The organism is Pseudomonas sp. SDO524_S393 (assembly GCF_054071875.1).
The window spans coordinates 49,332-71,208 of the sequence record NZ_JBSVVZ010000022.1; the positions used below are offsets into that span (position 1 = coordinate 49,332).

19 protein-coding genes, 1 tRNA gene and 1 pseudogene are annotated in these 21,877 nt (G+C 62.2%); 10 read left to right on the plus strand and 11 right to left on the minus strand.

The window, feature by feature from the left end:
- Window positions 1-16 precede the first annotated feature (16 nt).
- The 5 genes from ACW9IB_RS12275 (at window position 17) to ggt (ending at window position 4,598) form a co-directional block, all read left to right on the plus strand.
- Window positions 17-571: an RNA polymerase sigma factor gene (locus ACW9IB_RS12275; protein WP_457413838.1), complete on the plus strand. Its 555-nt coding sequence runs from the start codon at window positions 17-19 to the stop codon at window positions 569-571.
- 211 nt (window positions 572-782) lie between these two features.
- Window positions 783-859: transfer RNA gene (locus ACW9IB_RS12280), tRNA-Met, on the plus strand.
- A gap of 105 nt (window positions 860-964) precedes the next feature.
- Window positions 965-1,798 carry an EamA family transporter gene (locus ACW9IB_RS12285; protein ID WP_457413840.1) on the plus strand — a complete coding sequence of 278 codons (834 nt, stop codon included), beginning with the start codon at window positions 965-967 and terminating at the stop codon, window positions 1,796-1,798.
- A 155-nt stretch (window positions 1,799-1,953) separates the two neighbouring features.
- Window positions 1,954-2,733, plus strand: a complete 780-nt coding sequence (locus tag ACW9IB_RS12290; protein ID WP_457366626.1) for a PhzF family phenazine biosynthesis protein — start codon at window positions 1,954-1,956, stop codon at window positions 2,731-2,733.
- Window positions 2,734-2,768: 35 nt separating this feature from the next.
- Window positions 2,769-4,598 (plus strand): gamma-glutamyltransferase, encoded by a 1,830-nt coding sequence (ggt, locus tag ACW9IB_RS12295; RefSeq protein ID WP_457413841.1) that lies wholly within the window; start codon window positions 2,769-2,771, stop codon window positions 4,596-4,598.
- Between the two features lie 8 nt (window positions 4,599-4,606).
- Here ggt and ddlA read toward each other — a convergent pair whose 3' ends face one another.
- The 4 genes from ddlA to ACW9IB_RS12315 are packed head-to-tail and all read right to left on the minus strand — an operon-like array spanning window position 4,607 to window position 7,217.
- Entirely contained in the window at window positions 4,607-5,701 is a 1,095-nt protein-coding gene (ddlA, locus tag ACW9IB_RS12300) for a D-alanine--D-alanine ligase (RefSeq protein WP_457413842.1), read from the minus strand.
- A gap of 44 nt (window positions 5,702-5,745) precedes the next feature.
- A complete protein-coding gene (locus ACW9IB_RS12305) occupies window positions 5,746-6,384 on the minus strand; it encodes a LysE family transporter (protein WP_457366623.1) in 639 nt (212 codons plus the stop codon).
- A 31-nt stretch (window positions 6,385-6,415) separates the two neighbouring features.
- Window positions 6,416-6,655 carry a helix-turn-helix domain-containing protein gene (locus ACW9IB_RS12310; RefSeq protein ID WP_457413844.1) on the minus strand — a complete coding sequence of 80 codons (240 nt, stop codon included), beginning with the start codon at window positions 6,653-6,655 and terminating at the stop codon, window positions 6,416-6,418.
- A 7-nt stretch (window positions 6,656-6,662) separates the two neighbouring features.
- Window positions 6,663-7,217 carry a DUF2975 domain-containing protein gene (locus tag ACW9IB_RS12315; protein WP_457413846.1) on the minus strand — a complete coding sequence of 185 codons (555 nt, stop codon included), beginning with the start codon at window positions 7,215-7,217 and terminating at the stop codon, window positions 6,663-6,665.
- A gap of 202 nt (window positions 7,218-7,419) precedes the next feature.
- On the opposite strand from ACW9IB_RS12315, the gene ACW9IB_RS12320 reads away from it, so the two are divergent.
- Window positions 7,420-8,241, plus strand: a complete 822-nt coding sequence (locus tag ACW9IB_RS12320) for an AraC family transcriptional regulator (RefSeq protein ID WP_457413847.1) — start codon at window positions 7,420-7,422, stop codon at window positions 8,239-8,241.
- Between the two features lie 3 nt (window positions 8,242-8,244).
- On the opposite strand, the gene ACW9IB_RS12325 is transcribed toward ACW9IB_RS12320, so the two are convergent.
- From ACW9IB_RS12325 to ACW9IB_RS12340, 4 genes and pseudogenes are all read right to left on the minus strand, one after another.
- The gene (locus tag ACW9IB_RS12325; RefSeq protein ID WP_457413849.1) at window positions 8,245-8,820 is read right to left on the minus strand and encodes a flavin reductase family protein; all 576 of its coding nucleotides are present in this window, start codon (window positions 8,818-8,820) and stop codon (window positions 8,245-8,247) included.
- 68 nt (window positions 8,821-8,888) lie between these two features.
- Window positions 8,889-9,320 carry a methyl-accepting chemotaxis protein gene (locus ACW9IB_RS12330; protein WP_457377544.1) on the minus strand — a complete coding sequence of 144 codons (432 nt, stop codon included), beginning with the start codon at window positions 9,318-9,320 and terminating at the stop codon, window positions 8,889-8,891.
- A gap of 108 nt (window positions 9,321-9,428) precedes the next feature.
- Window positions 9,429-10,205: pseudogene (locus ACW9IB_RS12335) on the minus strand (PAS domain-containing protein); the annotation flags it as partial.
- A 104-nt stretch (window positions 10,206-10,309) separates the two neighbouring features.
- Window positions 10,310-10,642, minus strand: a complete 333-nt coding sequence (locus tag ACW9IB_RS12340) for a DUF2790 domain-containing protein (RefSeq protein WP_457413850.1) — start codon at window positions 10,640-10,642, stop codon at window positions 10,310-10,312.
- A 225-nt stretch (window positions 10,643-10,867) separates the two neighbouring features.
- On the opposite strand from ACW9IB_RS12340, the gene ACW9IB_RS12345 reads away from it, so the two are divergent.
- The 3 genes from ACW9IB_RS12345 to ACW9IB_RS12355 all read left to right on the plus strand — a co-directional run bounded on the left by ACW9IB_RS12345 (window position 10,868) and on the right by ACW9IB_RS12355 (window position 14,588).
- Window positions 10,868-12,187: an OprD family porin gene (locus ACW9IB_RS12345; RefSeq protein WP_457413851.1), complete on the plus strand. Its 1,320-nt coding sequence runs from the start codon at window positions 10,868-10,870 to the stop codon at window positions 12,185-12,187.
- A 344-nt stretch (window positions 12,188-12,531) separates the two neighbouring features.
- Complete coding sequence (locus tag ACW9IB_RS12350) at window positions 12,532-13,206, plus strand: heavy metal response regulator transcription factor (RefSeq protein WP_457366616.1); 675 nt, start codon at window positions 12,532-12,534, stop codon at window positions 13,204-13,206.
- The gene (locus ACW9IB_RS12355) at window positions 13,203-14,588 is read left to right on the plus strand and encodes a heavy metal sensor histidine kinase (protein WP_457413852.1); all 1,386 of its coding nucleotides are present in this window, start codon (window positions 13,203-13,205) and stop codon (window positions 14,586-14,588) included. Before ACW9IB_RS12350 ends, ACW9IB_RS12355 begins: the two co-directional genes overlap by 4 nt.
- A 167-nt stretch (window positions 14,589-14,755) precedes the next feature.
- Here ACW9IB_RS12355 and ACW9IB_RS12360 read toward each other — a convergent pair whose 3' ends face one another.
- Genes ACW9IB_RS12360 through ACW9IB_RS12370 form a run of 3 tightly spaced genes read right to left on the minus strand, consistent with a single transcriptional unit; the run spans window position 14,756 to window position 20,260 of the window.
- Complete coding sequence (locus tag ACW9IB_RS12360; RefSeq protein WP_457413854.1) at window positions 14,756-17,896, minus strand: CusA/CzcA family heavy metal efflux RND transporter; 3,141 nt, start codon at window positions 17,894-17,896, stop codon at window positions 14,756-14,758.
- A gap of 18 nt (window positions 17,897-17,914) precedes the next feature.
- A complete protein-coding gene (locus tag ACW9IB_RS12365) occupies window positions 17,915-19,021 on the minus strand; it encodes an efflux RND transporter periplasmic adaptor subunit (RefSeq protein ID WP_457413855.1) in 1,107 nt (368 codons plus the stop codon).
- Window positions 19,022-19,039: 18 nt separating this feature from the next.
- Complete coding sequence (locus ACW9IB_RS12370; RefSeq protein ID WP_457413856.1) at window positions 19,040-20,260, minus strand: TolC family protein; 1,221 nt, start codon at window positions 20,258-20,260, stop codon at window positions 19,040-19,042.
- Window positions 20,261-20,503: 243 nt separating this feature from the next.
- Between ACW9IB_RS12370 and ACW9IB_RS12375 the strand changes: the two genes are divergently transcribed.
- Entirely contained in the window at window positions 20,504-21,874 is a 1,371-nt protein-coding gene (locus tag ACW9IB_RS12375) for a GntT/GntP/DsdX family permease (RefSeq protein ID WP_457413857.1), read from the plus strand.
- The last annotated feature ends 3 nt before the right edge of the window (window positions 21,875-21,877 follow it).

Genomic DNA, 21,877 nt, shown 5'->3' on the forward strand with positions numbered 1-21,877 from the left:
CCCAGAGGAATACATCGTGAATATCCCTATTGAAGCTTTAGCCCACCTTGTTGGCAGCTCGCCTCAATTCATGCTCCACCTGACGGATGACCAGCAAAAAAAACTTCGACGTTTCATTCACAAGCGCGTGCTCAACCCGGAGGACGCAGACGACCTCCTGCAGTTGACGTATCTGGAGGCCTGGCGCAACCGCGAGCGATTCTGCGGCAACGCGACGCTCAGCACCTGGATGTGTGGCATTGCGCAGAACCTGATCCGCAATCACTTTCGCCGCCTGTACGCCAAGCCCATGCATTGCGAGTTCGACGAATCGCTGTGGCACGGCCTCGAAGAAAGCGACCGGGACCTGGATTGGGAATTCGAGATCAACCGGCGGCTTGAGAAAACCCTGAGCGCCATCGACCACCTGCCGGCGGAAATGCGCAAAACGCTGTACGCCTCCCTGGAGACCGACGGCAGCTATCAGGACACCGCCGATGCGCTGGACATTCCCATCGGCACCGTTCGCTCACGCCTGTCGCGCGCGCGTGAACAACTCAAGCGTGCCACCCACACCTCCTTGCGCCCCTAAGCCCGGCCCTTGAGGCGTCGTTGGGCGGCAGGGATATCTGCCCAACACGATCAGGCCCGCCGAGTGTGCCGCAAGAACATCACCCGCCAGCCGAATAGCCGCCGCTCGTCGCCGCAATCGACGATTCCGGTTAAACGGTTGAAAGCGTAGGTAAAAATTCAAAATAAACGCTTGACGCATCGGCGTTCTGCGCGAATAATGCGCGCCACTTGGCTACATAGCTCAGTTGGTTAGAGCATAGCATTCATAATGCTGGGGTCCGGGGTTCAAGTCCCTGTGTAGCCACCAAGTACTAAAAACGGCTTACCGAAAGGTAAGCCGTTTTTTTATGCCTAGGGAAAAGCACTCAGGCATACTCGCTGCCGTTCGCCTACCCCCGACAGGAACCCCTTCATGAGCTTTGACGTGTTCGCGATCATCATGCTGGGTGCTGCGCTCCACGCGACCTGGAACGCGGTGGTCAAAGGCGGGGGCGACAAGTTGCTGACCACGTGCATGATCACGGCCATTGCCTCGCTGATGGCGCTGCTCGTCATTCCGTTCCTCGACGTGCCGGCCCGCGAGAGCTGGCCGTTCATCGGCGCGTCGGTGGTGTTTCAGGTGGTGTATTTCGTGCTGGTGGCAGCGACCTACCGCATTGCCGACATGAGCCAGACGTATCCGATCATGCGCGGCACCGCGCCGCTGCTGGTGGCGGCGGCGAGCGTGTCATTGCTGTCGGAGCCGCTATCGGCGTTCGCCTGGTGTGGGATTGCGGTGATTTGCGTCGGCATTCTGAGCATGGCAGCAGCACCGTCGGCCGGGCAGCGCAAAGGCCTGATCCTGGCGTTGGTCAATGCCGGTGTCATTGCGGGCTACACCTTGATCGATGGCGTGGGGGTGCGCAAATCCGCTGCACCAGCCGCCTACACGCTGTGGATATTTCTGCTGACCGGCATTCCGCTGGCTGCCTGGGCACTGGCTGCCCGTCGCGCGCAGTTCACCGCGTACGTGGCACGTCACTGGCGCCTTGGCGTCGTGGGTGGTTTAGGTACGATTGCCTCCTACGGCCTGGCGCTATGGGCCATGACCGCTGCGCCGATTGCCACGGTTTCAGCCCTGCGGGAAACCTCGATCCTGTTTGGCGTACTGATTTCGGCGCTGGTACTCAAAGAGCACCTGACCCGCACCCGAATCATTGCGGCCTGCATCATTGCCGCCGGCGCGATGGTGCTGCGACTGGGCTGACCCCTGGCAATGAAGCGATGCGCCGGCCTTCATCGATTCGCAGGGCAAGATCCGGTAGACATGCAATTGCGCCGCGAAAAACACCCCAACTGTATTTTGACCCTCCCCTGCCCCGCTGTTAGTGTCCAGGCTCCCTCACGCACGGAGTGCCCACGGTGAAACTGGACATTTACCAAGTCGACGCTTTCAGCGCCCAACCCTTCGGCGGCAACCCCGCCGCGGTCTGCCCGCTCGAACAGTGGCTGCCAGACGAACAACTGCAGGCCATCGCCGCCGAAAACAACCTCTCCGAAACCGCGTATTTCGTGCCCCGTGGCGACGTTTACGAACTGCGCTGGTTCACCCCGGAAGTCGAGGTGGACCTGTGCGGCCATGCCACATTGGCCGCCGCCTGGGTGCTGATTCACCAGTTGCCGGACGCGCCCGAAGTACTGCGTTTTGCCACCCGTAGCGGTGAGCTGCGCGTGACACGTCAGGGCGATGAACTGGCGATGGACTTCCCCGCCAAGGCCCCCCAGGCCTGCGAAGCGCCCGCCGGGATGCTCAGTGCGCTGGGCGTCGAACAGGCCGACGTGTTCAGCACCGACGACTACATCGTGTTGCTTGACGACGAAGCCCAGGTCGCTGCCCTGACACCGGATTTCGCACGCCTCAAAGGCCTGCCCAAACGCGGGATCGCCGTCACGGCCAAGAGCACGCGGTTCGACTTCATCTCCCGCTGGTTCGGGCCGAATGTGGGAGTCAATGAGGACCCGGTCACCGGTTCCGCCCACACGTCGCTCGCGCCGTTCTGGGCCGAGCGCCTGGGCAAGCGACAGTTGAGCGCCGAACAGGGCGGCAAGCGGCGCGGTCAATTGCGCTGCGAACTCAAGGGCGACCGGGTGATCATTTCCGGCAAGGCCGTGCTGTACCTGCAAGGCACGATTTACCTGTAAGAGCCGCACCTCAAGGACAACAGATCATTCTCACAATGAACGGAGTTCAGCGCGTGTTTTCGATTTCCCGCCGTCAACTGTCGGTACTCGCCATCGCCCTCAGCCTGGTGGCCTGCCACACCCCGGTCAACGAACCACCACCGGCACCGGAGCTGGGTTCCGGCTATCGCACGGACCTTGCCACCCGCCATGCCGAACGCCATATGGCGGCGGCCGCCAACCCGTTGGCCGCCGAAGCCGGTCGCGAAATGTTGCGCAGGGGCGGCTCGGCAATCGATGCGGCCATCGCCATGCAGGCGGTGTTGACGCTGGTGGAGCCGCAGTCATCGGGCATCGGCGGCGGCGCCTTTATCATGCTCTGGGACGGAAAGCAGGTGCACGCCTATGACGGTCGCGAAACCGCGCCAGCCGGGGCGACCGAAGGAATATTCCTGAAAGCGAACGGCAAGCCGATGGCCTTTTCCGAGGCGCAGATTGGCGGGCGTTCGGTGGCGACACCGGGCGTGTTGCGCGCGCTGCAAATGGCCCACAAAAAAACCGGACACCTGCAATGGGCCCAACTGTTCGAACCGGCTATTCGCCTGGCCGAACAGGGGTTCGCGATTTCCCCGCGCTTGCACAGTTTGATCGCCGCCGACCGGTTTATCCCGCAATCACCGGAGATGGCCGCGTACTTTCTGAATGCCGACGGTACGCCCAAGGCCACCGGCACACGGCTGAAGAACCCGGCATTGGCCGCGGTGTTCAAACGTATCGCCCAGGAAGGGCCCGACGCGCTCTACCGTGGGCCGATTGCCGAAGAGATCGCGCGCAAGGTCCAGGGCCATCGCAATGCGGGCAGCTTGTCGCCGGCGGACCTGATGAACTACACGGCCAAGGAGCGCACACCGCTGTGCACCGACTACAAGCAATGGAAGGTCTGTGGCATGCCGCCGCCGTCGTCGGGCGGGATTGCCATCGCGCAGATCCTGGGCACGTTGCAGGCGCTGGAAAACCGCGACCCGCGCCTGGCCATCGCGCCGCTGACGCCGCTGAAAAGTACCTCGCCGGCGGGCCTTGAGCCGACGCCCGAAGCCGTGCACCTGTTGGCCGAAGCCGGCCGCCTGGCGTTTGCCGATCGCGCGCTGTATGTGGCCGATGCGGACTTCGTGCCCGTGCCGGTTGCCGGCCTCGTAGCGCCGGACTATCTGGCTCGTCGCGCCGCCTTGATTGGTGAGCGCAGCATGGGCGTGGCCAAACCCGGCGTGCCGGCGGGCCTACGGGTGGCCTATGCGCCGGACCGTTCGCCGCTGCGCATCTCGACCTCGCAAGTCGTCGCGGTGGACGATCAGGGCGGCGCCGTATCGATGACCACCACCGTAGAAGCCGCCTTCGGCTCCCACGTAATGGTTCAGGGCTTCTTGCTGAACAACCAGATGACCGACTTCTCGTTCATTCCCGAGGAGAACGGCCAGCCCGTGGCCAACCGCGTGCAACCCGGCAAGCGTCCGCGCTCGGCCATGGCACCAACGCTGGTGTTCGACCGCCGGAGCGGCGAGCTGCTGGCCACGGTAGGATCGCCGGGCGGCTCGCAAATCATCGAGTACGTGAGCAAGTCACTGGTGGCGATGCTCGACTGGAAACTCGACCCCCAGGCCGCCATCAGCCTGCCCAACTTTGGCAGCCGCAATGGTGCCACCGAGCTGGAAGCCGGCCTGTTCAGCCCCGCGCTGAAGCAGGCACTCAAGGACAAGGGCCACGCCTTGAGCGAGATCGACATGACCAGCGGCATCCAGGCCATCGTTCGCAGCCGCGACGCCCAAGGCAAGGTGACGCTGAGTGGCGGTGCCGACCCTCGGCGCGAGGGCGAAGCGTACGGTGACTGACGCGCGGCTCAGCGGCTGATCTTCAAGCCCTTGCGCTGTGCATGCCGCTCCAGCGCGAGGTCGATCAGCCGACTGACCAGCTCGCTGTAACTCATGCCGGTCGCCTGCCACAACTTGGGGTACATGCTGATACGCGTGAAGCCGGGCAGTGAGTTGATTTCATTCACCAGCACCTCACCGTCTTCGGTGAGAAACACATCGACCCGCGCCAGACCGGCGCAACCCAGCGCCTGGAAGGCATCGATGGCCAAGCGACGAATGCGTTCGCTGGCCTCGGCGCTGATCGCCGCCGGCACCACTACCTGCGCGGCTTGTGCGTCGATGTATTTACTGTCGTAGGAGTAGAAGCCGCTGCTCACCACGATCTCGCCACAACCACTGGCGATGGGATCGTCGTTGCCCAACACGGCGCATTCGATTTCCCGGCCCTGCACGGCGGACTCCACCAGCACTTTTTCATCGAACCCCAGGGCGAGCTCGACCGCCGCATGGTACTCCGTCTCGGTGGCGACTTTGCTCACACCCACCGAGGAGCCCTGGTTGGCAGGTTTGACGAACATCGGCAGGCCGAGCGTGCGCTGCGCCGTCCCGAAAGACGTGCGCGCTGCGTTGGCACGGGTCAGGGTAATGAACGGCGTCACGGCAATACCGGCGTCGCGCAGCAGGCGCTTGCTGATGTCCTTGTCCATGCACACCGCCGAACCCAGCACATCGGAACCGACAAATGGCAGGTCGGCCATACGCAGCAGGCCTTGCAGGCAGCCGTCTTCGCCGAGGGTGCCGTGGACAATCGGGAAGATCACGTCGATATGTTCCAGCATGCCGTTGCTGGCGGTTTCCACCACTTGCCGGCTGGCCTTGCCCGGCACCACCGCCAGCTCACGGTTGGACTGGTTGAGGGCGATCAGCGCCGGGTTTTCCTGGTTGATCAGGTAATTCGAGGTGTCGTTGAGGTGCCAGTGGCCGGCCTTGTCGACACCGATCAGCACGGGTTCGAAGCGTGTACGGTCAAGGGCATCGACGATATTGCGCGCCGATTGCAGCGACACTTCGTGCTCCGCCGAACGGCCACCAAAAATAATACCTACCCGCACCTTGCTCATGACCCGGCCTCACTGTTGAAAGTAAGGCTTCTTACCATGAGCCGTCAGCGATTCGCCACCAGATGTGCGCCGAACAGCAGGTAGCAAGTGCCGGCAAAGCGATCCAGCCATTTGCGCGAACGGCTGTAGAGGCTGGCCATGCGCTCGCTGGAAAACACCAGGGCCACGCTGGAATACCAGCTGAACGACAAGGTGGCCATGGTGATCACCGCCAGGGTCAACAACATCGGTGACGGCGAAGGCGGCATGGTCGACGCGAAAATGGTGGCGACGAACAGCGCGGCCTTGGGGTTGGACAGATTGCCCAGCAACCCCAGGCGCCACGCGGCAAACAACGAACGCTGCGGCTCGTCCGGCAACAGGTTCTGCGCCATGGACGGAGCCGAGCGCTTGAACAGTTTCACGCCCAGGTAAATCAGGTAGCCGCCGCCGATGACCTTGAACGCCAGGTAAAGCATCGGCGCGGCGGTAAACAGCGACTTGATGCCCAGCCCTCCGGCCAGCCCCCAGATGATCGTCCCGGTGGCCACGCCTGCCGAGGCCACCACGCCATGGCGGCGCGAACAGCTGGCGGCCAACTGCGCGGTATTGAAAAAGTTGGGGCCGGGGGTCACCACCGCCACGGTCCAGAGCAGCGCCAGCGACAACAACGGTGCAGCGTAGGGCAGATTGGAAAACAGCATCGAAGGTCCCTCTTGAAACGTTGATCGGCCGTTAGCGTTCGGTTTCGGTTTCGGTTTCGGTTTCGGGCTCAGGCATGTGCACGAGCAAGTCTCCTGGTTGGCACTGCAAGTAGGCGCAGATCGCGTCCAGCGTCCCCAGGCGTATGCCCTTGACCTTGCCTTGTTTGAGCAGTGACAGGTTCTGCTCGGTAATCCCGATGGCGGCGGCCAGTTCCTTGGACTTGACCTTGCGCCGGGCAAGCATGACGTCCAGTTCAATCACTATGGGCATATCGGTCTCAAACAAAGGTGCGGTTTTCGGAATCCACTTCATTGGCCTGGCGCAGGATACGCGCAATCACCGCGATACACGCCGCCAGAAACAAGGCCACGAAGCTGGGCGCCGTGATGCTCAGGGTGATCATGCGCTGACCGGCAGGCTCGTGCATGGTGACCCAGACGCTGAGCAATGGCTCACACAAAAAATCCAGCAAGACCCAGATTGCCACGGCTTTGCCGACCTTGCCCAGATGCAGCGCCGCGGCGCTGGAGAAATACTCGCCACGCGCGTAATTCTGGAACAGCTTGCGCAGGTGGTTCAAACCGTACACCAGGGCCATCAGCGGTACGCTGGACAACAGAATGCACCCGGCGATCTGCCACAGCGGAAACAGCTCGATCTTGGCCGCTCGCCCGACAATCTGGCGGTCGCTCAGCGCAAAGCCGAATCCCAGCCCGTCACTCAATATGGGGAATACCCACACCACAGTGTTAAGCAGCAACATGCTGACGATCAGCAGGAGCGTGATCATCGACATGCGTTGGCTGAGCTGAGCAAGACGCTGGGTGTCCATAAAGTGAGCCTCGAAGGAATGTGGCGGTACAATAATGGATAAATTATCGTAAAACAATAATAAAATACGGTATTACAAGATAACAATTGAATTGGGAATCATCGTCAGGCCGCCAAAACGCGCACAATCGTTCAAGACCTCGACAGACAACCGGGGTCAGACTGGGTTAACGTGTTTCCACCCTTTTTCGTGACCACTCGCCATGGGCAAACCCTCCGCCACCCTCGACTGGCTGCACCGCGCCCCACACGCCAGCGGCCTGGACCGCATCGAGGCGTACTTTGCCGGTTTCGCCTTCGACCCTCATCGCCATGACACCTACGCCATCGGGCGTACGTTGTTCGGCGTGCAGAGTTTTCATTATCGCGGCGACATGACCCACAGCATGCCGGGCACGACCATGGTGATTCACCCCGACGAGATCCACGATGGCCGCGCCGGCAGCGAAGAAGGTTTCAAGTACCGGATGATTTACGTGGAACCGGCGCTGATCCAGCAGATTCTCGGAGGCCGGCCGCTGCCGTTCATCCACAATGGCTTGTCCACCGATCCGCGACTTTACCGCGCCAGCGAAGTGTTGCTGCAAAGCCTGGATTGCCCCATCGATCCGATGCAGGAACAGGACGCCCTGTTCGACCTGGCCCAGGCATTGAGCAACGCCTCCGGGGCGATCGTCAGCCGCAAGAGCTTTGACTACGTGGCCGCCGAGCGCGCGCGGGAGTTTATCCACAGCGCCCTGGGGCGCAGCATCACCCTGGATGAAATCGCCGACCATTGCGGGCGTGATCGCTGGGCGCTGTCGCGGGACTTTCGCCTGCTGTTCGGCACCAGCCCCTACCGTTACCTGACGATGCGGCGGCTGGACCTGGTGCGCAGCCTGCTGGCACAGGGCCAATCGCTGGTGGATGCGGCAATGACCGCAGGCTTCACCGACCAGAGCCACATGACCCGGCAATTTCGCAGCACCTACGGCATGCCGCCGTCACGCTGGGTCAGGATGTCAGACCGTTTCCAGGCCCGCTGACGCTCAGAGCTGGCGCCCGTCGAGCGGTTGGCCGATGGTCAGGAAGTGCCCGCCCGCCACATGGTGCAAACTGCGTAGCCCGTCATGCCCCTCGAAATGCCAACGGCCTTCACTGAACACGCGCTCATCGGCATACGCCGCGACCACTTCGCCGAGGAACAGATCGTAGGTCTGCTGGTTGTGGGGTTCGGGCAACAGTCGGCATTCCAGCCAGGCAATACAGCCTTCCAGCAGCGGCGCTTCGGTGTACTCACCGCTGAACACCTGCAGGCCGTAGGTGGAAAATTTGTCGGTTTCGGTGCCGGTGGTGTTGCCGACAGTTTGCACAAGATCGGCCTGGGCAGCGCACGGCACCTGCAACACGAAGGTGCCGGAGCCTTCCAGCAGCTGGCGGGTCCAGGTGGCCTTGTCCAGGACCACCGCGACTTTCGGCGGTTCGAAATCCAGCGGCATGGCCCAGGCTGCGGCCATGATATTGCGCTGGCCGTTGTGCGCCGCGCTGACCAGCACGGTCGGGCCGTGGTTAAGCAAACGGTAAGCCTTGGACAGCGGAACGGGGCGACGGTGGGTAGCGCTCATGAATGGCTCTTCGGACAAGGAAAAAGCCTACGATACCCCAACGCCCGCCCCCTCCGTCACTCCCGGTTTCAGTGGTTCAACTGATTGGCGAACTGCCCCACCGCGCTGACCACCTTCTGTGCGCCGTCCTGGATTTCCACGATCACTGTGCCGGCTTCCGCCGCCAGGGCCAGGCCCTGCTCGGCTTGCAGACGGCCGTCGGTCATCAGGGACACCGCATCGCGGGCCATGTCCTGGTTCTGACGCACCACACCGACAATTTCTTCGGTGGCCTTGCTGGTGCGTGAAGCCAGTTGGCGCACTTCATCGGCCACTACCGCAAAACCACGCCCCTGCTCGCCCGCGCGCGCTGCTTCGATGGCGGCGTTGAGTGCCAGCAGGTTGGTCTGTTCGGCGATACCGCTGATGGTCTTGACGATGGTACCGATCACCTGGGACTGCTCGTTCAACGCCTCGATGCCTTCCCCGGCCTGTTGCATGTGCTTGGCCAGGTCGCGCATCACATCCACCGCCTGGGTCACGACAGTAGTGCCGCGCTGGGCACTGCTGTCGGTTTGCAGCGACGTGCTGTAGGCAATGTTCGCGGCCTCGGCGACCGCTTGTTCCTGGTTGACCTGATCGGTGATCACCGTGGCGAACTTGACCACCTTGTACAACCGATCGGTGGTGTCCAGCACCGGGTTGTAGGTCGCTTCCAGCCACACCACGCGGCCATGGCTGTCTACACGCTTGAAGCGCGCCGCCACGAACTCGCCGGCATTCAGGCGCTTCCAGAAGTCCTGGTACTCGGTGCTGTTGTATTCCTCCGGCTCACAGAACATGCGGTGATGTTTGCCTTGGATCTGCGCCAGGCTGTAACCCATGCCGCTGAGGAAGCGGTCATTGGCAGTGAGCACATGTCCGCCGAGGTCGAACTCGATCACCGCGGTGGAACGCACCAGCGCAGTGATCAGGTTTTCGTGCTCGCGGGACGCCTCGATGGTGCGTGTGAGGTCGCTGGAGTAGATCGAAAAATGCTTGATGCGCCCGTCCGAACCCCGCACCGGCTGCAACACCGAACGCAGCCACGCCTCTTTGCCGTTGCCGCGCATCAGGCGCAGGGTGCCGGCGTAATGTTCACCCCGTGCCAGGGCGTTCTTGAAGCGCAGCTGGAATTCGTCCTGACGCAGATTCGCGGGCATCAGGTCATCAATCGTGCGCCCTATCACCTGCGGCGCCTGGTAAGCCAGCTCTTGCAGGAAGTTCGCATTGGCCCAGTCGACCCGGCCTTCGGCGTCCAGCGTCAGGCACAGCATTTCACTTTCCAGGCTCTCCTTGACCTGTTGCAAGCTGGACAATTCTTCGCGAAGAGCCGCCAGCTCTTGCTTCAAACGGGAGTTGAACATGGGGCACCGATGGAAATGAGGGAGAAGGATCTGACCTGCATCGGCGCTGCCGGTATTTTCTGAAGAGGGCTTTAGCCCCAGGCCCAACTATATTTTTGGATCCATTAACTGCCGTTGTTTCGGCACACGCCCATCACCTGGTATTCGAGGGTGTTGAGCTTGCCGCTGGAGTCTTCGTAGGTCATGCGCGACGGCACCGCGTTGCACGAACGAATTGGCGGCGTGACGTTGACCACTTTGGCAATGTCCAGCTTCATGCCATAGCGATACGCCTGCACCTCGGGCGCCGGCTTGCCCTTTTTGGCGGCGTAATCGGCCATGGCTTTTTCATTGCGCTCCATCATCTGTGCGAACGTGCGATCGCCGCCACCTTCCGCCAATGCACCAAACGACAAGACAGCAGTTAATACGCCCAGCGCCAACTTATAAAAATTCATCGTAATTTCCTCGGTTGAAAGTTCAGTACCGAGACTAACCAACTCACCCTGACGCGATCTTCACCAGAACATTACTTATTTGTTAGATAACGGCGAGTTTCCAGAATTGTAATGTTCACGCCACTTCTTCGTTATTCACGGTTTGCAACTATCAGCCCGGGCCAGATCAATAAGAACGCCCACTTCCATAAGAAGCTGAAAACTGCCATCTCCCAGGAGCGAACCATGCGTATCCGCCACTACAGCCTTCCCCTTTCACTGTGCGCCGCGTTGCCCTTGACCGCCGTGACCGCGCAAGACAAGCCCGAGGGGTTTATCGAAGGCAGCAGCGTCAACGTGCTGGCCCGGAATTTTTACTTCAACCGCGATGATCGCAAGGGCCAATCCAGCCCCACCGGCAACGGCTACTCGCAAGCCTGGGCGCAGGGGCTGATCGGACGCTTCGAATCCGGCTTTACCCAAGGTACCGTGGGGTTCGGCCTGGACGCCTTCGCCATGGTCGGCGTGAAACTCGACTCTGGCACCGGCCGCAGCGGCGGCAAAGGCTCGTTTGGCGTGTTGCCGGTGGACAGCGACAATCACCCGGAAGACAACTACAGCAAAGCCGGCGGAGCCGCGAAGTTGCGTGTGCTGGACACCGTGGTCAAGGCCGGCGATGTATTCCCACTCACTCCAGTTGTGGCTTATGGCGATTCACGGGTTTTGCCGGAAAGCTTTCGCGGGGTCACCGCGCAAAACACCAGCCTTGAAGGCTTGAGCCTGCAAGGCGGACGCCTGAGCGGCATGAGCCAGCCAACGCAAAGCGGCATGGACAAAGGCTTCGCGACCTTCTACGCCGGCCCGGTCGACTCGCCCTGGATCGGTTATTTCGGCGGCGACTACACCGTCAACAACCACCTGAGCGTCAGCTTGTACAGCAGCCGCCTGAAGGACGCCTGGGACCAGTACTACGCCGGCACCGCCGGCAGTTATCCACTCAACGACGACGTCTCGCTGTTCGGCGACTTCAACTACTACAAGGCGGTAGACGAAGGTAAAAAACTGTTGGGGGAATTCGATAACACCATCTGGAGCGCCAGACTGGGCGTGAAGGTCGGGGCCCACAGCCTGGCCCTCTCGCACCAGCGCAACAACGGCGATGACGACTTCGATTACCTGCGCCAATCGGACTCGATCTTCCTCAACAACTCGATCCAGTACAGCGACTTCAACTCGCCCAAGGAGCGTTCCTGGATGGTGCGCTACGACCTGGACATGCAGGCGTTCGGCATTCCCGGCCTGTCGTTCATGACCCGCTACGGCAAAGGCACCGGCGCTGACTACAGCAACGCCAACGCGGTGTACATGCGTCGCGACAGTGCCGGCAACCCGCTCACCGACCAGCGCCGCTGGGAACGGGATATCGAGGCCAAATATGTGGTGCAGGCCGGCCGTTTGAAGGACTTGTCACTGCGACTTCGCCAGGCAACCGTGCGTTCAAGTGCATTCGAGTCGGACCTGGAAGAAGTTCGGCTGATTGTGGAGTACCCCATCGCAGTGCTCTGAACTCTGCCGATTAGTTTCACTTGTCGACGTTCTATACCTGCTCACAAGTTGAAGCCTGTCAGAACTGTAATATCGGCCTCACCTTCGCGTTAAGTTGCACTTCTTACAGTGCACATCGCACACACCTCATCTCTGCGGCTGTTGTGTAGCTCCTTTGGAACAGAGATGAATTTTTACGCCCCGCCAGGGGCGTTTTTTTTGCACGCGGCGTCAGTGACGAATCGTCGCACCGGCTTGGCTCGGCTTGACCCTAAAGTTACTTCACGGTTCAGAGTTTTCCTACAGCGCACCCCGCCTCCCTATGAGGCCATGTCCTTTTTCGTTTTTATTGAAGGTAAATCCCCATGCGTATCCTTGTGGTTGAGGACGAGCAGAAAACCGCCGACTACCTGCAACAAGGCCTGACCGAAAGCGGTTACGTCGTCGATTGCGCCGCCAGCGGCATCGATGGGCTGCACCTGGCCCGGCAGCACAGCTATGAACTGGTGATCCTCGACGTCAACTTGCCCAACACCGACGGTTGGGATGTGCTGGCGCAACTGCGCCGCGACGGCAACCAGCGCGTGATGATGCTCACCGCGCGCGGTCGGCTGGCCGACAAGATCAAGGGCCTTGACATGGGCGCCGACGATTATCTGGTCAAGCCCTTTGAATTCCCGGAACTGCTGGCCCGCGTGCGCACCTTGTTGCGGCGCAGCGAGCACATTCCACTGCCGGATGTGCTGCGCGTCTCGGACCTGGAACTCGACCCGCGCCGACATCGCGCCTATCGCGGCAACCGCCGCATCGACCTGACCACCAAGGAGTTCGCCCTGCTGCATGTGTTGATGCGCCAGGCCGGCGAAGTGATGACCCGTACGCAGATCATCTCGCTGGTGTGGGACATGAACTTCGACTGCGACACCAATGTAGTGGAGGTCTCCATCAGCCGCCTGCGGGCCAAGGTCGATGATCAGAGCGAGGTGAAGTTGATCCACACCATTCGCGGCGTGGGTTATGTGCTGGAGGCGCGCCCATGAAGACCAGCAGTCTGTCGATGCGCCTGGGGCTGACGGTCAGCCTGATGGGCGCGGGGTTGGTGCTGCTGCTGGCGACCCTGGCGTACCTGGCCCTGACCCACGAACTGGACAAGCTGGCACGCAAGGGCCTGGAAAACAAAATGGAGCAGTTGGCCCATACCCTCGGCCAGGGCCTGGATGAACACCGCATCACCAATCGCCCTCACTCACTGCTGGACCTGGTGATGGGTCACGACAACATCTACCTGACCATCCTCGGCGCACGGCCCGAGGCAACGGTGCTACTGAGCGTCGGCGCCAAGCCCCAACAGCCGTTGTTGCTCGACGTGCCCACCGGTAAAAACCTGGCGTATTTGAACTGGGTCGACGGCCAGGGCAATCGTATCCTCAGTGCCACGCGCCTGATGCCCCTGCAAGGGGGCGAGTACGTACGTGTGCTGCTGTCGCTGGACCGTTCGGATGATGAAGCGTTGCTCAGTGCCTACCTGCGCTCCACGGTGATCGCCCTGCCGATGCTGCTGATCCTGATCGGCATGGGCGCCTGGTGGCTGGTGCAACGCGGGCTCGCGCCACTGCAGCAGTTCAGCCGTGTTGCAGCCAAGGTCACGACCCAAGACCTGACCCATCGCCTGTCCCTGGACAACCTGCCCAAAGAGCTGGGCGAACTGGCCGAGGGCATCAACGTCATGCTGCATCGCCTCGACGCCGGGGTGCAGCAACTGTCGCAGTTCTCCGACGACCTGGCCCACGAACTGCGCGCGCCCCTGACCAACCTGATGGGCAAGGCCCAGGTGACCCTGTCCCGCGAACGGCCCTCGGAGGACTACAAGGCCAGCCTGGAATCCTGCACCGAGGAAATGGAACGCCTGTCGCGCATGGTCTCCGACATGCTGTTTCTCGCCCAGGTCAGCCACCCGGCAGCGCGCGCCGGGTTTGCTCCGGTATCGCTGGCGCAGGAGGCGCAGCGGGTGATGGAGTTGTTCGCCCTCAGCGCCGAGGACAAACACATCACCCTGAGCCTGCGCGGCGATGCCTGGGTGCTGGGGGATCGCCTGATGATCCAGCGCGCTATCTCCAACCTGCTGTCCAACGCCATTCGCCATACCCCGCATGACGCCAGCATCTTGCTGCTGGTGGAAAGCTATGAGCAAAGCGTATCGCTGTCCGTGGGCAACCCCGGGCGCGGCATCGAAGCCCATCACCTGCCGCACCTGTTCGAACGTTTCTATCGCGCCGACAACAGCCGCGCCCGGGCCGAAGGCGGCACCGGCCTGGGGCTGGCCATCGTGCAGTCGATCATGCACCTGCATCAGGGGCACGCCGACGTCAGCAGCCAGCCGGGCCGGTTCACACGGTTCAGCCTGGTGTTTCCTCTTCCTTGAACACGCTTTTTTGTTGGTAACCGGGCTTGATGTGGTGATCGGGCTTGCCCGCGCCGGGCTGCGAAGCAGCCCCAAAACCTGACACCCGGTTCTGACTGAAAGAACGCAGCGTCCTTGTTGGGGCCGCTTCGCTGCCCAGCGCAGGACAAGCCTGCTCACCACAAAGATCACATCTCGGGGTTTTCCTCTTCCTTGCGATGGGCCCACTGGTACAACGCCGGCAGCACCAGCAAGGTCAGCAACGTAGAGGAAATGATCCCGCCGATCACCACCGTCGCCAGGGGCCGCTGCACTTCGGCGCCGGTACCGTTGGCGAGCGCCATCGGGATAAAACCGAGGGACGCGACCAGCGCCGTCATCAACACCGGACGCAGCCGGGTCAGCGCGCCCTCATTGATCGCCATCGACAACGAACGCCCTTCCTCACGCAGGTTGCGGATGAAGGCGATCATCACCAGGCCGTTCAATACCGCCACACCGGACAAGGCAATAAAACCCACACCCGCCGAGATCGACAACGGAATACCCCGCAGCCACAGCGCCATGATCCCCCCCGTCAACGCAAACGGAATTCCGGTGAACACCAGCAGGCCGTCCCTGAGGTTGTTGAACATCATGAACAACAATCCGAACACCAGCAGCAACGCTACCGGCACCACGATGCGCAGGCGCTCGGACGCCTCCTTCAGTTGTTCGAACTGGCCACCCCAGGTGGTCCAGTAACCTGCCGGCACCTTCACCCGGGCGAGAATCGCGGCCTCGGCTTCCTCGACAAACGAGCCGATATCCCGCCCGCGCACGTTGGCGCTGACGATCACCAGGCGCTTGCCGTTCTCGCGGCTGATCTGGTTCGGGCCGAGGACCAGGTCCAGGCTCGCCACTTGGGACAAGGCGATGAAACCCAACTGGCCGGAAGCGTTTACCGGCACTGGAATCAACAGCCGCGACAACCCGTCGATATCGGTGCGCAGCGCGTCGGACAAGCGCACGACCATGTCGAAACGCCGGTCACCTTCGTACAGCGTACCGGCCTGGCGCCCGCCGACGGCGACCGCGATGGTGTCCTGCACATCGCCCACGTTCAGGCCAAAACGCGCGGCCTTGTCGCGGTCGATATTGATGGTCAGCACCGGCAGGCCGGAGGTTTGTTCAACCTTGACTTCCGAGGCGCCGTTGAGCTTTTGCAAGGTCTCGGCGATTTCGCCGGCGGTCTGGTTGAGCACGTCCATGTCATCGCCAAACACCTTCACCGCCACATCGCTGCGCACCCCGGAAATCAGCTCGTTGAAACGCAGTTGAATCGGCTGCGACAACTCGTACGCGCTGCCCGGCACAATCGCGCTGGCACGCTGGATATCGGCGATCAGGGTTTCCCGGGACTTCTTCGGGTCAGGCCATTGGTCCTTGGGTTTGAGCATCACGTAGCTGTCGGAAATGTTCGGCGGCATCGGGTCGGAAGCAATTTCCGCAGTGCCGGTACGCGCGAATACCCGCTCGATTTCCGGCACCTGGGCCATCAAGGTTTTTTCCAGTTGCTGCTGCATCTGCACCGACTGCGTCAGGCTGGTACCGGGTACGCGCAAGGCCTGCTGGGCAAAATCGCCTTCGCTGAGGCTGGGGATAAATTCGCTGCCCATGCGGCTGGCAACCACGCCCGAAGCGACGATGGTCAATACCGCCAGGCCGAACACCAACGGACGCCGCGCCATCACCCAGCCCAGCACCGGCGCATACGCCCGACGCGCACTGCGCATGACAAGGTTTTCTTCTTCCTTGACCTTGCCGGTGACGAACAACGCAACCGCCGCCGGCACAAAGGTCACCGACAGCATCATCGCGCCCAATAGAGCGATCACCACGGTAAACGCCATGGGATGGAACATCTTCCCGGCCACCCCGGTGAGGGCGAAGATCGGCAGGTACACCACCATGATGATCAGTTGTCCGAAGATCAGCGCTCGTCGTGCTTCCTTGGCGGCAGCGAACACTTCGTGCAGGCGCTCGCTGCGCGTCAACAGTCGCCCGTGACGCTGCTGTGCGTGAGCCAGGCGGCGGATGGCGTTTTCGACGATCACCACCGCACCGTCGACGATGATGCCGAAATCCAGCGCACCGAGGCTCATCAAGTTGGCGCTGACCTTGTTGGTGAACATGCCGGTGAAGGTGAACAGCATCGCCAGCGGGATCACCATCGCGGTGATCAGTGCGGCGCGAATATTGCCGAGGAACAGGAACAGCACCGCGACCACCAACAGCGCGCCTTCGAAGAGGTTTTTCTTCACCGTGGCGATGGCTTTTTCGACCAGATTAGTGCGGTCGTAGACCGTGACGGCGACCACGCCTTCGGGCAGCGAGCGGTTGATCTCTTCGAGTTTTTTCGCCACGGCCAGGGATACGCTGCGGCTGTTTTCGCCGATCAACATGAACACCGTGCCGAGTACGACCTCGCGACCGTTTTCCGTGGCGGCACCGGTGCGCAACTCGCGGCCGATCTCGACCTGGGCCACATTGCGCACGCGAATCGGCGTGCCGTCCGAACTGGTGATGACAATATTGGCGATGTCATCGATGGACGCCAATTGTCCTGGCGCACGGATCAGCAGTTGCTCGCCACTGCGCTCGATGTAGCCGGCGCCGACGTTGGCGTTGTTGCGCTCCAGCGCCGTGACCAGGTCATTCAAGGTCAGGTTGTAGGCGGCCAGGCGCTTGGGGTCGGGCGCGATCTGGTACTCCTTGGCGAAGCCGCCAATGGTGTTGATCTCGGCCACGCCCGGTACGTTGCGCAGTTGCGGCTTGATGATCCAGTCCTGGATGACACGAAGGTCCGTCGGGGTGTAAGGCGTGCCGTCGTCCTTGCGCGCACCGTCCCTGGCCTCGACGGTCCAGAGGAAAATCTCCCCCAGTCCGGTGGAAATCGGCCCCATCGCCGTCTCGATACCCGGCGGCAATTGCCCGCGGGCCACTTGCAGGCGCTCATTGACCAATTGGCGGGCGAAGAACAGGTCGGTGCCGTCCTTGAAGATCACCGTCACCTGGGACAAACCGGAACGCGACAACGAACGGGTCTGCTGCAAACCGGGCAAGCCGGCCATGGCGGTTTCGATGGGAAAGGTGATGCGCTGTTCGGTTTCCAGCGGCGAATACCCGGCCGCTGCAGAGTTGATCTGCACCTGCACATTGGTGATGTCGGGCACCGCGTCGATGGGCAGTTTCTGATAGCTGGCGATGCCGACACCGGCCATCAACAGCACTGCCAGCAGCACGATGATGCGCTGCTCGATGGCAAATTGGATAAGGCGCTCAAACATGGGAAATCACTCGCGGGATCAATGGGCGTGTTCGGCCGAGCCTTTGCCCAGTTCGGACTTGAGGATGAAGCTGCCGACGGTGGCCACCTGCGCTCCCGCCTCAAGCCCTTGACGTACCTCGACGTAGCCGTTTTCCCTCGCGCCCAGCTCCAGGTGACGGGTGACAAATCCGTGCTCGGTGCGCACGAACACCGAAGGCTTGTCCTCGACGGTCTGGATCGCCTCCTGGGGCACCGTGACCCTGGCCTGGAAGGTGTCGACGGCCAATTGCACGCTGACAAACAGCCCCGGGCGCCAGGCATCGTCAGGATTGGGCACGCTGATGCGCACCGTCGCGGTGCGGGTTTGTTCACCGAGCAGATTGCCGACATACGCCACCGTACCCTGCACGTCAGTGCCCATTTCGGTGGAGCTGACCTTGACCGGCTTGCCGACGCGGACCTTGTTCAGGTCCTTGGGAAACACGCCGAACGTCACCCACACCTGGGACAGGTCCGAAAGGGTGAAGGCGTTAGTGGTTTCACTCACGACTTCGCCGACACCCAAGTGTTTTTCCACCACCACGCCGGCGAACGGTGCACGCAGCTCATAGCGATTGCCCCCCACCAGCACGGCGTTGCCGCTGAGGGCAGTCATCTTCTGACGCGCGTTGTTCAGGGCGATTTCGGCTTCTTGCAGGGTCTGGCGCGCCAGCAGGTAATCCTGCTCGGCAGAGATTTTGTCCTGCCACAATTGGCGTTCGCGCTGGAAGGTGGTGCGTGCCAGTTCGACCCGCCGCTCGCTGGCCGCCAACTCGCTGCGCTGCTCGGAAATCTGCTGGCTGGCGATCACCGCCAAGACCTCGCCCTTCTTCACCGACTGGCCAAGGTTGACCTTCACCGACTCCACCACCCCCGCCGTACGCGGGACGATGTGGGAGGTACGGTCTTCGTCGAAGCGCACCTCGCCCGGCAGCACCAGCAACGTGCTGACCGAACGGGGTTGTGCCTCAGCGATTTGAATGCCGGCGGCCTGGATCTGCTGTGCGGTGAGTTCAAGTTCGCCTTCTTCTTCATCGGCCTGCGCAAAACTGCACAGCATCAGGCCCAGGGCGACGGCAAGCGCCACACCTTGTCGGTTGTTCATAGAGGACTCCAAAGACAATCAAAAACGGGCGAGGTCGCCGTAGATCCGTTCGATGCGTACCCAGGCGTCGGTGGCCTGGGCGGTGGCGGTGAGGTATTGGGTGCGCGCCGCAATCAGCGTGCGCTGGGCGTCCAGCACGTCGAGGAAGCTGAACTTGCCCATTTCGAACCCTCGGGTGGCACTGTCGACCGCGCTTTGCGCAGCGGGCAGGATCTGCTGGTTGAATGCGCGCACTTCGGTGTTCGCGGATTGCCACAGGTCGAGGGCCTGGCGGGTTTCGGTGCGCAAGCGCAATTCGGCGGCGTTGCGCAGGTCGCGGGCCTGGTCGGCACGACGGCTGGCGGCCAGCACATTGCCCTGGTTGCGGTTGAACAACGGGATCGGCATCGACACGCCCACCAGGTTCACGCGCTCACGCACGCTGGCGTCGTACTGGCTGCCGATGGACACGTCGAGGTCGGGAATGCGCTGGGCTTTCTCCAGACCGACGCTGGCTTCGTTTTGCAGGATGTTCAGTTCTGCCAGGCGCAGCTCGGCGGTTTGCTCCAGACGCGTCAGCAGTTGGGTGGCTGCCGGCAAGGGCGGTGTGGATTGGGCTTGCGTGGCGACCGCCTGGAAGTCCGCGGTGGCACTGCCCGTGCTGGCGGCGAGCCGACGATAGGCGTCGGTGAGGCCGACCTGCGCGCGGTTCAGCTCCAGGCGAATCTCGGACAATTGCACCTGGGCCCGGGTGGCCTCCACCGGCGACGCCTTGCCCGCAGTCACTCGCCCATTGGCGACCACCAGGCCGCGCTCGGCCAAGGCCAGGGAGCGCTGGGCCAGGTCGAGGCGCTCCTGGGCGCGCAGGGCACCGTAGTAGTTGTCGATCACCTCGGCACGCAAGGTGTTGCGCCGCTGCTCCAGGGTCAGCGCGGCGGCGTCCCGGGCGCGGGAAGCGACGTCGATGCGTGCGCCACGTTTGCCGCCCAGCTCCAGGGTCTGGCTGATCTTGATACTGGTGGTGCGCGAGTCACGGCGGGTGTCTTCAGCGTCCCAGGAGGCCACCGGGTTGGGGATGAGCCCCGCCTGCTGGCGTCCCCCCTGGGCAATGTCGATCTCCCATTGCGCCGCCGCCAGGTCCGGGTTGTTGGCGAAGGCGGTTTGCAGGGCCGCATCGAGGGTGAGGGTTTGTGCCTGGGCCGCGCTGGCAACAATCCACAACACAGCGGCCCCCAGAAGTTTTTTAACGGAAATAGCCATAACGAGAGTTCCACGCCCATGAAGTGCAAGCGGAGGGCAATGTAGCCGTCGCGACTTATCAGGGCGGTGGAGCAAAGATTACAAATCCGACAGCAATGGCTCTGGGGCGGGCATTTCGCTGTCTTACCGCTGATCGCACCAAAACGGTACATAAGCACTTGGCCATCGTCGTATCGGGTATGCTTTTCGAACAAGAAACAAAAAGAAACAATTTCCCCAACCTGTTCGATAAGGAGTCCCGTCTTGGAGTTATCGACTGCCGCGTGGATGGTTCACGACACCCGCCTCATGTTCTGTGTACTGCTGGCGATTGCCAGCATCATCGTGCTGATCAGTGCGACCCGGTTGCCGCCGTTCCTGTCGATTCTGATCGGCACCTTTATCGCCGGGGTCGGCGCGGGACTGCCCCCCGAAGAAGTCGCCAAGGCGTTCAGCAAAGGGGCGGGAGCGATCCTCGGCGAAGCCGGGATCATCATTGCCCTGGGTTCGATGCTCGGCGCGCTGATGGCGGAATCCGGTGCGGCCGACCGTATCGCCACCACCTTGCTCGGATTGGGCAAGGGCAAGGCATTGCCCTGGGTAATGGCGCTGGTGGCCATGGTGATCGGCCTGCCGCTGTTCTTCGAAGTGGGCCTGGTGATGATGGTGCCGATCATCTTTGTGATGGCCAAGCGCTCGAACCTGCCGCTGCTGAAAATCGCCATTCCGGCACTGGCCGGCATGACCACTCTGCACGCGCTGATGCCCCCACACCCAGGGCCACTGATTGCGGTGAGCGCCTTGCATGCCGACCTGGGCCTGACCATGCTGCTGGGCTTTTGCCTGGCGGTGCCGGCGGTGATCCTGGCCGGGCCGATCTATGGCAATTGGTTGTCCAAGCGGTTGCAGGTGGATGAGCCCGCCGATATCGGCGCGCTGTTCAGCGCCCCGCCCAAAGCGCCGCGTCAACCAAGCTTCGGCGTGTCGCTGCTGATCATTCTGTTGCCGGTGATCTTGATGCTCGGCAGCACCCTGGCCAAAGTCGCCATGCCGCCGCAAAGCACGGTCGCGATAACCCTGAAATTCCTTGGTGAGCCCCTGATTGCCCTGGGCCTGGCGGTGATCGCTGCCGTGATCTGCCTGGGCTGGGCTGCCGGCATGCCGCGCGCCGAAGTCGGCAATACCCTGCGCAAGGCCCTGGCGCCGATCGCCGTGCTGCTGCTGACCATCGGCGCCGGTGGCGGCCTCAAGCAAACCCTGCTGGATGCGGGCGTGAGCCAGACCATCAGCAAGGTTGCCGAGGGCGCACACATGCCCTACCTGTTGCTGGCCTGGCTGATCGCTGTGGCCCTGCGCCAGGCCACCGGCTCGGCGACCGTCGCCACCACGACCACCGCCGGCATCCTCGCCCCCATGATGGCCGGGCTGGCGGTGACGCAAAGCTCGCTGGTCGCCCTGGCGATTGGCGCAGGCTCGGTGTTCTTCTGCCACGTCAACGACGCCGGATTCTGGATGGTGCGCGAGTACTTCGGCTTGCAGCTGAAACAGACGATCTGGGTGTGGTCGGTGTTGCAGACCATCGTTTCAGTGGTGGGACTGGTCGGTACGTTGGTGCTCTGGCACTTTTTGACCTGACCC